This window comes from Streptomyces toyocaensis (assembly GCF_000725125.1).
GTDB classification, from domain to species: domain Bacteria; phylum Actinomycetota; class Actinomycetes; order Streptomycetales; family Streptomycetaceae; genus Streptomyces; species Streptomyces toyocaensis.
The window spans coordinates 1-12,265 of the sequence record NZ_JFCB01000044.1; the positions used below are offsets into that span (position 1 = coordinate 1).

Below are 12,265 nucleotides of genomic sequence, written 5' to 3' on the forward strand. Positions count from 1 at the left end.
ATCTTTCCGATCCGATTTCCTCGGTGCTTTCCAGGTCCACGCTTTCGCGTTTTCCTTTCCGGCGGATCCGACTTTATCAGAGATTCTGAGTCGGTTTTCCCGCCCCTCTCCGGACACTGCGTCCGGCACGTGAAGTGTCGGGGTGCCCGATCGGGGGAGCTGTAAACGTACTGGAGCGGGGCGCCTCGATGCAAATCGAGGCGCCCCGCTCCTGGTTCGCTCGTCGGCGGTGCCCGACGGGCCGTCAGACCTCGACCACCACGGGCAGGATCATCGGCCGGCGCCGGTAGGTGTCGGAGACCCACTTGCCCAGCGTGCGGCGGATGAGCTGCTGCATCTGGTGGGGCTCGACGACTCCGTCCTGGGCGGAGCGCTCCAGGACCTCCGTGATCTTCGGGATCACGTCGCCGAAGGCGGAGTCCTCGATGCCGGAGCCCCGGGCCTGGACATGGGGTCCACCCGTGATCTTGCCGGTGGACGAGTCCATGACGACGAAGACCGAGATGATGCCCTCGTCGCCGAGGATCTTGCGGTCCTTGAGGGCCGGCTCACCGACGTCACCGACGGAGAGCCCGTCGACGTAGACGTAGCCCGCCTGGACCTTGCCGGCGATCTTGGCCTTGCCCTCGACGAGGTCGACGGCGACGCCGTCCTCGGCGATGACGATGCGGTCGTGCGGGACGCCGGTCAGGGCTCCCAGTTCGGCGTTGGCGCGCAGGTGACGCCATTCGCCGTGCACCGGCATCAGGTTCTTCGGGCGGCAGATGTTGTAGAAGTACAGCAGCTCGCCCGCGGAGGCGTGCCCGGAGACGTGCACCTTGGCGTTGCCCTTGTGGACGACGTTGGCACCCCAGCGGGTCAGGCCGTTGATCACGCGGTACACCGCGTTCTCGTTGCCGGGGATGAGCGACGACGCCAGGATCACCGTGTCGCCGTCGACGATGCGGATCTGGTGGTCCCGGTTGGCCATGCGCGACAACGCCGCCATCGGTTCGCCCTGGGAGCCCGTGCAGACCAGGACGACTTCGCTGTCCGGCAGGTCGTCCAGGCTCCTGACGTCCACGACCAGGCCCGGCGGGACCCTGAGGTAGCCCAGGTCGCGGGCGATGCCCATGTTGCGGACCATGGAGCGGCCGACGAAGGCGACCCGGCGGCCGTACTCGTGCGCCGCGTCCAGGATCTGCTGGATGCGGTGGACGTGGCTGGCGAAGCTGGCCACGATGATCCGCTTGCGGGCACCGGCGAAGACCTGGCGCAGGACGCCCGAGATGTCGCGCTCGGGCGGGACGAAGCCCGGAACCTCGGCGTTCGTGGAGTCGGCCAGCAGGAGGTCGATGCCTTCCTCGCTGAGCCGGGCGAACGCGTGCAGGTCCGTGAGGCGGTTGTCCAGCGGGAGCTGGTCCATCTTGAAGTCACCGGTGTGGACCACCATGCCGGCGGGGGTCCGGATGGCCACGGCGAGGGCGTCGGGAATGGAGTGGTTGACCGCGACGAACTCGCAGTCGAAGGGGCCGATGCGCTCGCGCTGTCCTTCCGCCACCTGGAGGGTGTACGGGCGGATGCGGTGCTCCTGGAGCTTCGCCTCGATGAGGGCCAGCGTGAGCTTGGAGCCGATCAGCGGGATGTCCGGCTTCTCGCGGAGGAGGAAGGGGACGCCGCCGATGTGGTCCTCGTGGCCGTGGGTGAGGACGATGCCCTCGATGTCGTCGAGGCGGTCCCTGATGGACGAGAAGTCCGGCAGGATCAGGTCGATTCCGGGCTGCTCCTCCTCCGGGAAGAGCACTCCGCAGTCGACGATCAGCAGGCGGCCTCCGTACTCGAAGACCGTCATGTTGCGGCCGATCTCGCCGAGGCCGCCGAGCGGGGTGACGCGCAGGCCGCCCTCGGGGAGCGGCGGGGGCGGGCCGAGTTCAGGATGCGGATGACTCAAAAGACTCTCCTCACCACACGCGCCACGTACCGGTGGGGCACGTGGCGCGCATGACGTTCGTGCAGAAGCAGTTGTCGTATGGGGTGCGGGCACCGGTGGCCCGCGTATTCAGTTGTGAGGTATGTCTGCGCGAGCGGGCGCGCGAAGTCTGATTAGTGGAGTTGTACCCCGCCGGCGGCAAGATCGATCTTGAGCTGCTCGATCTCTTCGGGCGTGCACTCCGCCATGGGGGCGCGCAGGGGTCCGGCGGGGAGGCCCATGAGGGCGAGCGCCGCCTTGGTGGTCATCACGCCCTGGGTGCGGAACATGCCCGTGTAGACGGGGAGCAGCTTCTGGTGGATCTCGGTTGCCTTCTGGACGTCTCCGGAGGTGTACGCCTCGACCAGGGCGCGCAGCTCGGGGGTGACGAGGTGGCCGACGACCGAGACGAAGCCGACCGCTCCGATGGAGAGCAGAGGCAGGTTGAGCATGTCGTCGCCGGAGTACCAGGCGAGGCCGGAGCGGGCGATGGCCCAGCCCGCCCGGCCGAGGTCGCCCTTGGCGTCCTTGTTGGCGACGATGCGCGGGTGATCGGCGAGGCGGACGATCGTCTCCGTGCTGATCGGGACACCGCTGCGGCCGGGGATGTCGTAGAGCATGACCGGCAGCTCGGCGGCGTCGGCGACGGCCGTGAAGTGCCGGTACAGGCCCTCCTGCGGAGGCTTGTTGTAGTACGGGGTGACGACCAGCAGGCCGTGGGCGCCGGCGCGCTCCGCGGCGCGCGCCAGTTCGATGCTGTGGTGCGTGTCGTTGGTGCCGACTCCGGCCACGACGTGGGCCCGGTCGCCGACGGCCTCCACGATCGCCCGTACGAGATCCGATTTCTCCGCGTCGCTGGTGGTGGGGGACTCGCCGGTGGTCCCGTTGATGATCAGGCCGTCGTTGCCTGCGTCCACCAGGTGGGTGGCGAGCCGCTGAGCGCCGTCGAGGTCGAGTGCGCCGTCCGCCGTGAAGGGCGTGACCATGGCGGTGAGGACCCGCCCGAAGGGGGTCTGCGGAGTGGAGGTCGGAGCCATGGGTTACACGCTACTCGTTGCTCAGGTCGGGGTCTTCCCTCGGGGGAGCCGACAAGGTGGGGCAAAGGGGGAGCCCGGCACTGCCTGCTCGGGGGTTCAGGCAGTACCGGGCTCGTTTGATCAGGCTAGATGAACTTCATGAAATGCCGCAATACGGACACTTCATGCGGCTGATCCGCACATGTGTGCTCGCTGGTGAGAACGAGGCCCGTTACGGGGCCACGCGTCCGTTGGCGTTGAACGCGCTGTAGGTGAGCGGCATGAGCCGGGCCCACTCCGCCTCCATCTTCTCGCCGACCATCTCGATCTCCCGCTGCGGGAAGGAGGGGACCTTGGCCAGCTCGTGCTGGGTGCGCAGCCCGAGGAAGTGCATCAGCGAGCGGGCGTTGCAGGTGGCGTACATGGAGGAGTACAGGCCGACCGGGAGCGCCGCGCGGGCGACCTCGCGGGCCACGCCCTCGGCCAGCAGCTTCTGGTAGGCCTCGTACGCCTGGTGGTAGGACTCGCCCAGCACGTGTCGGACGGTCGCGTGCTGTGCCGGGGTGCCTTCGACGAAGACGTACTTGCCCGGACGGCCCTCCTGCACGAGCTTGCGCGAGGTGTCGGGGACGTAGAAGACGGGCTGCAGCTCGCGGTATCGCCCGGACTCCTCGTTGTACGACCAGCCGACCCGGTGGCGCATGAACTCGCGGAACACGAAGATCGGCGCGCTGACCAGGAACGTCATCGAGTTGTGCTCGAAGGGACTGCCGTGCCGGTCCCGCATCAGGTAGTTGATCAGGCCCTTGGAGCGCTCCGGATCCTTCTGCAGCTCCTCGATGGACTGCTCCCCCAGCGTCGAGACGCGGGCGGCGAACAGGACGTCGGAGTCCGAGGCGCTGGACTTCACGAGCTCGACTGTGACGTCACTCCGCAAGGTGACGTCGGTGCGCGTTGACGGCTTGGGATCGTCGGCGGAGGTCAAGGGGGTCCTTCCCATCGCGGCTGCTGTGCGGCGCCCACTCTACGGGGCACGCGCGGCGGTGAGGGAAGTGCCCTGCCGTGACGGGATTGGCCGACGTGGGCACCATATGGGGCATCCGTTCGTCTGTGTTGGTGACAGTGATGCGTTCGATCCCGAAGGGAGACACACCCCAGATGTCCGGTCGACGCGAAACCGTGCCGTTCGCCTTCGTCACAGAGGCCGACAGGTTCCGCAGCAACGTCACCCCACCGCCCCGTGAGCGGGCCTCCGTCGGCCAGTTGGCCGGGCGATGGCTGCTGGGACTCACCCTCGTCGCCGGTCTGGTGGGTTCCCTGGTCATAGGGACGCCCTCGCTCTCCACCGCCCCCTCCGGCACGGAGACACAGCAGTCACGGGCCTCGGACGGGCGCTGAGCCGCCACGACCGGCGCCATCCGGCCCTCGAGGGTGGTGACCGGAGACACGGATCGATAACCTCACCGGGCACTGCCCACGCATGGATCGAGTGAGGACCAGCCGTGCCCCTGCCCTTCCTGACGGCCGACCGCGCCTTCGACACGGCGGACGAAGTCGCCCTGCCGTACGACGACCGGGACCGCTGGCGGCGCCCGTACCGGCCCGGCCCCTGGCGGGTGGGGGCCTCGGCGCTCATGCTGCTGCTCGCCTCGTTCGTGCTGTTCGCCGGGGTCATCATCGCGGCGACGGGAACGCCGGCGTCCGCCGGGACGGTCTTCGGCATCGCGCTGGCCGTCGTCGCCTGCGCGCTGCGCATGCTGCGCATGGGCGTGTGGGTGAGCGCCCGGGGCCTGCGCCACGTGGCCTTCGTCAGCACGCGTACGACGTCCTGGGAGAAGGTCGTCTCGGTGCGCACGGTGCAGCAGCCGGTGCGCTGGCTGGGGCTGCCGCGGACGGTGCAGGGGCAGGCGCTGATTCTCGCCCGGCGGGGGCGTTCGGGGGAGGTGCCGCCGCTGCTGACCTCGCACAACGCGGACTTCCTGGGGCGGGACCAGCTCGCCTTCGACCGTGCGGCCGACACCGTGGAGGCGTGGGCCGCCGAGTACCGCGGCGGCTGAGCGCCCACTCCCCCGCGCGTTCAGGACGAGGTCTTGTGCAGCGCGATCGCCCGCTGCATGGCCTTACGGGCGCGCGGGGTGTCGCGGGCGTCGTGGTAGGCGACGGCGAGCCGGAACCAGCTGCGCCAGTCGTCGGGGGCGTCCTCCGTCTCGGCCTTGCGCCGGGCGAAGACCTGGTCGGCCGAGTCCCGGTCGACCCGGCCGCTGGGCAGACGCTTCAGCTCGTCGACGGGCAGGCCGCCCTCCGCGTCGAGTTCGGCGGCGAGCCGGTTGGCGTCGCGGACGAACTCGGTGTTCTTCCACAGGAACCACACGCCGATGACCGGCAGGATCAGCACCGCGGCACCGAAGGTGACGGTGAGGGGCGTGCCCGCCTGGATGAGCAGCACGCCGCGGCTGCCGACGAGGACGAAGTAGACGACCAGGACGGCGGCCGTGATGGCGTAGGAGATCTTCGCGCGCATGGGTCGGCTCGGGCTCAGTTCAGGTCGAGGAAGTGTTCCAGGCCGAAGGTCAGGCCGGGAGTGGTCACCACGCGGCGGACGCCGAGCAGGATGCCCGGCATGAAGCTGCTGTGGTGCAGGGAGTCGTGGCGGACGGTGAGGGTCTCGCCCTCGCCGCCGAGCAGGACCTCCTGGTGGGCGAGGAGTCCGCGCAGCCGGATCGCGTGCACCGGGATCCCGTCGACGTCGGCGCCGCGCGCACCGTCGAGGGCGGTGGTCGTGGCGTCCGGCGCGGGCGCGCTGCCGGCCTGCCGGCGGGCCTCGGCGATGAGCTGGGCGGTGCGCGTGGCGGTGCCGCTGGGGGCGTCCACCTTGTTCGGGTGGTGCAGCTCGACGACCTCGACGGACTCGAAGTACGGGGCGGCGATCTGCGCGAACATCATGGTGAGTACGGCGCCGATGGAGAAGTTCGGCGCGATGAGCACGCCCGTCCCCGGAGACCGGTCGAGCCACCCCTTGAGCTGCGCGAGGCGGTCGTCGGTCCAGCCGGTGGTGCCGACGACGGCGTGGATGCCGTGGCGTACGCAGAAGTCGAGGTTTCCCATGACCGAGGCGGGGGTGGTCAGCTCGACGGCGACCTGAGCGCCCCGCTCGGCCAGGGTCTCCAGCTTGTCGTCCCGGCCCAGGGCGGCCACCAGCTCCATGTCGTCGGCGGCCTCGACCGCCCGTACCGCCTCGGACCCGATCCGGCCCTTGGCTCCGAGGACCGCCACGCGCAGCTTGCTCATGTTCGTTGTTCCTTACGGGTGATCGTCAGGCGACGGCGTCGTGCAGTCGGGACGCCTGCTTGTCCTTGAGCGGGCCGATGACCGACAGGGAGGGCCGCCGTCCCAGGACGTCGCGGGCGACCGAGCGGACGTCGTCCGGGGTGACCGAGGCTATCCGGGCCAGCATGTCGTCGACGGACATCTGCTCGCCCCAGCACAGTTCGCTCTTGCCGATTCGGTTCATCAGCGCGCCCGTGTCCTCCAGGCCGAGGACCGTGGAACCCCGGAGCTGGCCGATGGCGCGCTCGATCTCGTCGTCGGGCAGCCCGTGCTCGGCGACCCGGTCGAGTTCGTCGCGGCAGATCTTCAGCACGTCGTGCACCTGCGAGGGCCTGCAGCCCGCGTACACGCCGAACAGGCCGCAGTCGGCGAAGCCCGAGGTGTACGAGTACACGCTGTAGGCCAGGCCGCGCTTCTCGCGGACCTCCTGGAACAGACGGGAGGACATGCCGCCGCCGAGGGCGGTGTTGAGCACGCCGAGAGCCCAGCGGCGCTCGTCGGTGCGGGCCAGGCCCGGCATGCCGAGGACGACGTGCGCCTGCTCGGTCTTCCGGCCGATGAGCTCGACACGGCCGGCGGTGCGCAGGGCGCGCCGGCCGCCGCGCGGGGCGATCGGCTCGACGTCGTGGTTCTTCAGCGCGCCGGCCTTCTCGAAGGCGGCACGGACCTGGCGCACGACCGTGTTGTGGTCGACGTTGCCGGCGCAGGCGACCACGAGGTGGGTCGGGTCGTAGTGCTTCTTGTAGAAGCGGCGGATGCGGTCGGCGGTGAGGGCGTTGACCGTGTCGACCGTGCCGAGGACCGGGCGGCCGAGGGGGTTGTCGCCGAACATGGTGTGTGCGAACAGGTCGTGCACACAGTCGCCCGGGTCGTCCTCGGTCATGGCGATCTCTTCGAGGATGGCGCCGCGCTCGACGTCGACGTCCTCCTGGCGGATCACCGAGCCGGTGAGCATGTCGCACACCACGTCGATGGCGAGCGGCAGGTCGGCGTCGAGCACGCGCGCGTAGTAGCACGTGTACTCCTTGGCCGTGAACGCGTTCATCTCGCCGCCGACGGCGTCGAGGGCGGAGGAGATGTCCAGGGCGGACCGGCGGGAGGTGCCCTTGAAGAGCAGGTGCTCCAGGTAGTGGGTGGCGCCGTTCAGGGCCGGGGTCTCGTCGCGGGAGCCGACGTGCGCCCAGATGCCGAAGGTCGCCGAGCGGACCGAGGGCAGCGTCTCGGTGACGATGCGCAGGCCGCCGGGGAGGGTGGTCCTGCGGACCGTACCGATGCCGTTCTCCCCCTTGATCAGGGTTTGGGTACGGGCGACGGCCCGCGCCTCCGAGGAGGTGCGGGCCGTCGCCTTGGCGCTACGGGACGTCACTTGTCGGCGTCGTCCTTCTTCGTCTCGTCGCCCTCTTCGCCCTCGATCACGGGGATGAGGGAGAGCTTGCCGCGGGAGTCGATCTCGGCGATCTCGACCTGGACCTTCTGACCCACGCCGAGGACGTCCTCGACGTTCTCCACGCGCTTGCCGCCGGCCAGCTTGCGGATCTGCGAGATGTGCAGCAGACCGTCCTTGCCGGGGAGCAGGGAGACGAACGCGCCGAAGGTGGTCGTCTTCACGACCGTGCCCAGGTAGCGCTCGCCGACCTCGGGCATGGTCGGGTTGGCGATGCCGTTGATCGTGGTGCGGGCGGCCTCGGCGGACGGTCCGTCGACCGCGCCGATGTAGATCGTGCCGTCGTCCTCGATCGTGATGTCGGCGCCGGTGTCCTCCTGGATCTGGTTGATCATCTTGCCCTTGGGGCCGATGACCTCGCCGATCTTGTCCACGGGGATCTTCACGGTGATGATCCGCGGGGCGTTGGGGGACATCTCGTCCGGCGTGTCGATCGCTTCCATCATCACGTCGAGGATGTGGAGGCGGGCGTCACGGGCCTGCTTGAGGGCGGCGGCCAGGACGGAGGCCGGGATGCCGTCCAGCTTGGTGTCGAGCTGGAGGGCGGTCACGAACTCCTTGGTGCCGGCGACCTTGAAGTCCATGTCGCCGAAGGCGTCCTCCGCACCGAGGATGTCGGTGAGGGTGACGTAGTGGGTCTCGCCCTCGATCTCCTGCGAGATCAGGCCCATGGCGATACCGGCGACGGGGGCCTTCAGCGGCACACCGGCGTTCAGCAGCGACATGGTGGAGGCGCAGACGGAGCCCATGGAGGTCGAACCGTTGGAGCTCAGCGCCTCGGAGACCTGGCGGATCGCGTAGGGGAACTCCTCGCGGGTCGGCAGAACCGGGATCAGGGCGCGCTCGGCGAGGGCGCCGTGACCGATCTCGCGGCGCTTCGGGGAGCCGACGCGGCCGGTCTCGCCGGTGGAGTACGGCGGGAAGTTGTAGTTGTGCATGTAGCGCTTGCGGGTCACCGGCGAGAGGGTGTCCAGCTGCTGCTCCATGCGGAGCATGTTGAGGGTGGTGACGCCCAGGATCTGGGTCTCGCCACGCTCGAACACGGCGGAGCCGTGCACGCGCGGGATGGCCTCGACCTCGGCGGCCAGGGTGCGGATGTCGGTGACACCGCGGCCGTCGATGCGCTTCTTCTCCCTGATGACGCGCTCACGGACCAGGGACTTGGTCAGCGAACGGTACGCGGCGGAGATCTCCTTCTCGCGGCCCTCGAACTCCGGCAGGAGCTTCTCGGCGGCGAGCTGCTTGACGCGGTCCAGCTCGGCCTCGCGCTCCTGCTTGCCGCCGATGGTGAGCGCCTGGGCGAGCTCGGGCTTGACGGCCGCGGTCAGCGCCTCCAGCACGTCGTCCTGGTAGTCCAGGAAGATCGGGAACTCGCCGGTCGGCTTGGCGGCCTTCGAGGCGAGGTCGGCCTGGGCCTTGCAGAGCACCTTGATGAAGGGCTTCGCGGCCTCCAGACCAGCGGCGACGACCTCCTCGGTGGGCGCCTCGGCGCCGCCCTTGACGAGCTGGATGGTCTTCTCGGTGGCCTCGGCCTCGACCATCATGATCGCGACGTCGCCGTCCTCCAGGGTGCGGCCCGCGACGACCATGTCGAAGACGGCGTCCTCGAGCTCGGAGTGCGTCGGGAAGGCCACCCACTGGTTGTTGATCAGCGCGACGCGGACGCCGCCGATCGGGCCCGAGAAGGGCAGACCGGCCAGCTGCGTGGACGCGGAGGCGGCGTTGATCGCCACGACGTCGTACAGGTGGTCGGGGTTGAGCGCCATGATCGTGGCGACGACCTGGATCTCGTTGCGCAGGCCCTTCTTGAAGGACGGGCGCAGCGGGCGGTCGATGAGGCGGCAGGTGAGGATGGCGTCCTCGGAGGGCCGGCCCTCACGGCGGAAGAAGGAGCCGGGGATCTTGCCCGCGGCGTACATCCGCTCCTCGACGTCCACCGTCAGGGGGAAGAAGTCGAGCTGGTCCTTGGGGTTCTTGGACGCGGTGGTGGCCGACAGCACCATGGTGTCGTCGTCCAGGTACGCCACGGCGGAGCCGGCGGCCTGCTTGGCCAGGCGGCCCGTCTCGAAGCGGATGGTGCGGGTGCCGAAGGAGCCGTTGTCGATGACGGCCTCGGCGTAGTGGGTCTCGTTCTCCACTAGCGTTTTCTCCGTTACTTGTCGTCTTTCGTCCCTGCCCGCCCGTGTGGCGGGGGGACGGTGGCGGAGAAGCGCTCCACTGGTGCGGGCCGGTCTTCGATCGAAGCACCCGGGGTTCACTCTCCCGGGGGCCACTACCGAGGACCGGCGGCGGCGAGGTGCGCTTCTCCTCGTGCTGGTGACGTCCGATGACGTCGGTCGGTGGTGCCCGTGGGACCGCATACCCGATGCGGCCTCGGTCATCACACTGAGTCGTCCCTCTTGCGTTGTGCTACCACACTACAAAGGCGCGGTGACAGTCCGCACGTACAGCAAAGGGAGCGGCCCCCTTGTCCGAGGGACCGCTCCCTTCACGGCGTCCTACTTGGCGCCCGCCGCACCGCGGCGGATGCCGAGGCGGTCGACCAGCGCACGGAAGCGCTGGATGTCCTTCTTGGCGAGGTACTGCAGCAGCCGGCGGCGCTGACCGACGAGGATCAGCAGACCACGGCGGGAGTGGTGGTCGTGCTTGTGGGTCTTGAGGTGCTCCGTCAGGTCGGAGATCCGACGGGACAGCAGAGCGACCTGGACCTCGGGGGAGCCGGTGTCACCCTCCTTGGTACCGAACTCGGAGATGATCTGCTTCTTCACTGCGGCGTCGAGCGACACGCGTACTCCTCATAGTCTGTGAGTGGCCACCGAGTGCCCCCGGTCTGCGTCTCGGGGGGTCTTCCATGACTCGGAAGGCGGGGATCCGCTGGGCGCGGCCTCCAGAGCGAGAACCCGCTCCGGGGGTGCGTACACGAACGGCCGTCACTCAGGGTACCAGGGCGTCGACCGGCCCCGACCCGGCCCCCTGCCCGCCGGGCAGTGCCGCCTCAGCCCGTCATGGCGCGTACGGCGGTGAGGACGCCCAGCGCCGCCAGGCACAGCGGCACCAGCGTGAGCAGGACGGCCGACTCGGTGAGGTCGAGGAAGCGGCCCCAGAAGGGCGAGAGTCCCTTGCGGGGGACGACCAGGCCGATGGCGGTGATCAGCACGGCCCCGGCCGTCACGGCCGCCGACAGCCAGAGCGTACGCAGGTCGAGTGCTCCGCGGTCGCCGTGCAGCACGAACTCGGTCAGGGCCTCGGCCGGCGGGTTCAGCGCCAGTCCCAGCACCAGGACCGTGACGGCGCCGATGCCGGCGACCAGGGCGCAGGTCACCTGGGAGGTGTAGCGGAACAGACGGGCACGGATCAGCATCGACAAGCCGGCGGCGAGCGCCAGCAGCCGGCCCCACACGTCGTCCGAGAAGCCCAGGACCGCGGCGGACGCCACGACGACGGCCGACGTGCCGCCCACCAGGCCCAGCAGCAGTTCGTGACCGCGCCGCGCCTGGGCGGCGATGCGCTCGGCGTCGAGAGCCCCGGCGTCCGGTGCGTGGGACGGGTCGGGATCGAACTCGTCGTCGAGAGCGGACCGCGGGGCGGCGTAGCCGATGGGCAGCCGCGCGAAGCGCGCCGACAGTCCGGGCAGGAACGCGACCAGGCCGACCGCGCACGGCGCGCAGACGGCGGCGGCATCGCTCGCGGAGGTCTCGGAGACGATGACGCCGAACGTGGCCAGGGTGCCCACGGCCGCGACGAACGTGGCGGCCACGAAGGGCGCGTCCGACCCGGGGGCGAGCGCGAGAAGCGTCACGGACGCCACCAGCACGGCCGCGCAGCCCAGCATGAACTGCAGCCTGCCGGGCCCCTGTCCGTCCGGGGCGGCGATGATCCCGGACCCGGCGGCAAGGAGCAGGGGCAGGGCGCCCAGCCCCAGGGCGGCCGCCGATGTCCGGTCGTCGTAGACCCGTGCGCGGACGCCCGCGAACGCGGTGAGCAGCAGGCCGAGACCTCCCGCGACGACGCCGGGCAGGCCGTGCATGTCGTGCCGCACGGGATCGGCGGACCACAGGACGAACGCGAGCAGCAGCAGGAGCAGGGCGCCTCCGGTCAGCCCCGACACACGCAACAGGTCGTCGCTCCACAGGTGCCGGTCACGGACGACGGCGGAGGCGACCGCGTCCGGCACGTCGTCGTGGACGGCCGGCGGCAGCGACCGGGCGAAGGGCCGCAGGCTGAGGACGTCCCCGTCGAGGATCCGCTCGTCGGCGAGCGTGCGGGCGCTCTCCAGGACCCTGCCGTCGCGCCGAACCAGGTGGTACCCCGTCGGTGTGCCGGCCGGCTGGGTCTGGCCGGTCAGCCGCAGGATCTCCGGATAGATGTCGGCCACGGGGATGTCCACCGGGAGCGCCACGTCGATGCGGCTGTCGGGCGCCACCACCGTGATCCGGCAGAACCCCGTCGCCGTGGTCGTACTCATCTTCACTGCCCCCCTGCTTCGCGGATGCGTACGCTGCGGGGCGCAACCCTACCGACAGGCGGTGT

Annotated in this window: 11 protein-coding genes; 2 read left to right on the forward strand and 9 right to left on the reverse strand. The window is 70.0% G+C overall.

Annotation, left to right across the window (positions count from 1 at the left end; translation table 11 throughout):
* Window positions 1–244 precede the first annotated feature (244 nt).
* From BU52_RS29985 to thyX, 3 genes are all read right to left on the reverse strand, one after another.
* Complete coding sequence (locus tag BU52_RS29985) at window positions 245–1,930, reverse strand: ribonuclease J (RefSeq protein WP_037940430.1); 1,686 nt, start codon at window positions 1,928–1,930, stop codon at window positions 245–247.
* Between the two features lie 152 nt (window positions 1,931–2,082).
* Window positions 2,083–2,985, reverse strand: a complete 903-nt coding sequence (dapA, locus tag BU52_RS29990) for a 4-hydroxy-tetrahydrodipicolinate synthase (protein WP_037940434.1) — start codon at window positions 2,983–2,985, stop codon at window positions 2,083–2,085.
* Between the two features lie 211 nt (window positions 2,986–3,196).
* Complete coding sequence (thyX, locus tag BU52_RS29995) at window positions 3,197–3,964, reverse strand: FAD-dependent thymidylate synthase (protein ID WP_037940436.1); 768 nt, start codon at window positions 3,962–3,964, stop codon at window positions 3,197–3,199.
* A gap of 158 nt (window positions 3,965–4,122) precedes the next feature.
* Between thyX and BU52_RS30000 the strand changes: the two genes are divergently transcribed.
* Together BU52_RS30000 and BU52_RS30005 are read left to right on the forward strand one after the other, a co-directional pair.
* Window positions 4,123–4,362 (forward strand): hypothetical protein, encoded by a 240-nt coding sequence (locus BU52_RS30000; RefSeq protein ID WP_037940438.1) that lies wholly within the window; start codon window positions 4,123–4,125, stop codon window positions 4,360–4,362.
* Between the two features lie 104 nt (window positions 4,363–4,466).
* Window positions 4,467–5,021: a hypothetical protein gene (locus tag BU52_RS30005; protein ID WP_037940440.1), complete on the forward strand. Its 555-nt coding sequence runs from the start codon at window positions 4,467–4,469 to the stop codon at window positions 5,019–5,021.
* Between the two features lie 20 nt (window positions 5,022–5,041).
* Here the strand turns inward: BU52_RS30005 and BU52_RS30010 are convergent, their stop codons facing one another.
* The 6 genes from BU52_RS30010 to eccD all read right to left on the reverse strand — a co-directional run bounded on the left by BU52_RS30010 (window position 5,042) and on the right by eccD (window position 12,200).
* Complete coding sequence (locus BU52_RS30010; protein WP_037940442.1) at window positions 5,042–5,485, reverse strand: tetratricopeptide repeat protein; 444 nt, start codon at window positions 5,483–5,485, stop codon at window positions 5,042–5,044.
* Window positions 5,486–5,499: 14 nt separating this feature from the next.
* Window positions 5,500–6,252: a 4-hydroxy-tetrahydrodipicolinate reductase gene (gene dapB / locus BU52_RS30015; RefSeq protein ID WP_037940445.1), complete on the reverse strand. Its 753-nt coding sequence runs from the start codon at window positions 6,250–6,252 to the stop codon at window positions 5,500–5,502.
* Window positions 6,253–6,277: 25 nt separating this feature from the next.
* A complete protein-coding gene (locus BU52_RS30020; protein ID WP_037940447.1) occupies window positions 6,278–7,657 on the reverse strand; it encodes a M16 family metallopeptidase in 1,380 nt (459 codons plus the stop codon).
* The gene (locus BU52_RS30025) at window positions 7,654–9,873 is read right to left on the reverse strand and encodes a polyribonucleotide nucleotidyltransferase (protein WP_037940450.1); all 2,220 of its coding nucleotides are present in this window, start codon (window positions 9,871–9,873) and stop codon (window positions 7,654–7,656) included. Before BU52_RS30025 ends, BU52_RS30020 begins: the two co-directional genes overlap by 4 nt.
* A gap of 360 nt (window positions 9,874–10,233) precedes the next feature.
* Window positions 10,234–10,521: a 30S ribosomal protein S15 gene (gene rpsO / locus BU52_RS30030; RefSeq protein WP_004924725.1), complete on the reverse strand. Its 288-nt coding sequence runs from the start codon at window positions 10,519–10,521 to the stop codon at window positions 10,234–10,236.
* Between the two features lie 209 nt (window positions 10,522–10,730).
* Window positions 10,731–12,200: a type VII secretion integral membrane protein EccD gene (eccD, locus tag BU52_RS30035; RefSeq protein ID WP_037940451.1), complete on the reverse strand. Its 1,470-nt coding sequence runs from the start codon at window positions 12,198–12,200 to the stop codon at window positions 10,731–10,733.
* Between the last annotated feature and the right edge of the window lie 65 nt (window positions 12,201–12,265).

Bases quoted from the DNA above. Each gene is read 5' to 3' on its own strand.
- dapA (WP_037940434.1), bottom strand. From the start codon at position 2,985: ATGGCTCCGACCTCCACTCCGCAGACCCCCTTCGGGCGGGTCCTCACC.
- thyX (WP_037940436.1), bottom strand. From the start codon at position 3,964: ATGGGAAGGACCCCCTTGACCTCCGCCGACGATCCCAAGCCGTCAACG.
- BU52_RS30000 (WP_037940438.1), top strand. From the start codon at position 4,123: ATGTCCGGTCGACGCGAAACCGTGCCGTTCGCCTTCGTCACAGAGGCC.
- BU52_RS30010 (WP_037940442.1), bottom strand. From the start codon at position 5,485: ATGCGCGCGAAGATCTCCTACGCCATCACGGCCGCCGTCCTGGTCGTC.
- dapB (WP_037940445.1), bottom strand. From the start codon at position 6,252: ATGAGCAAGCTGCGCGTGGCGGTCCTCGGAGCCAAGGGCCGGATCGGG.
- eccD (WP_037940451.1), bottom strand. From the start codon at position 12,200: ATGAGTACGACCACGGCGACGGGGTTCTGCCGGATCACGGTGGTGGCG.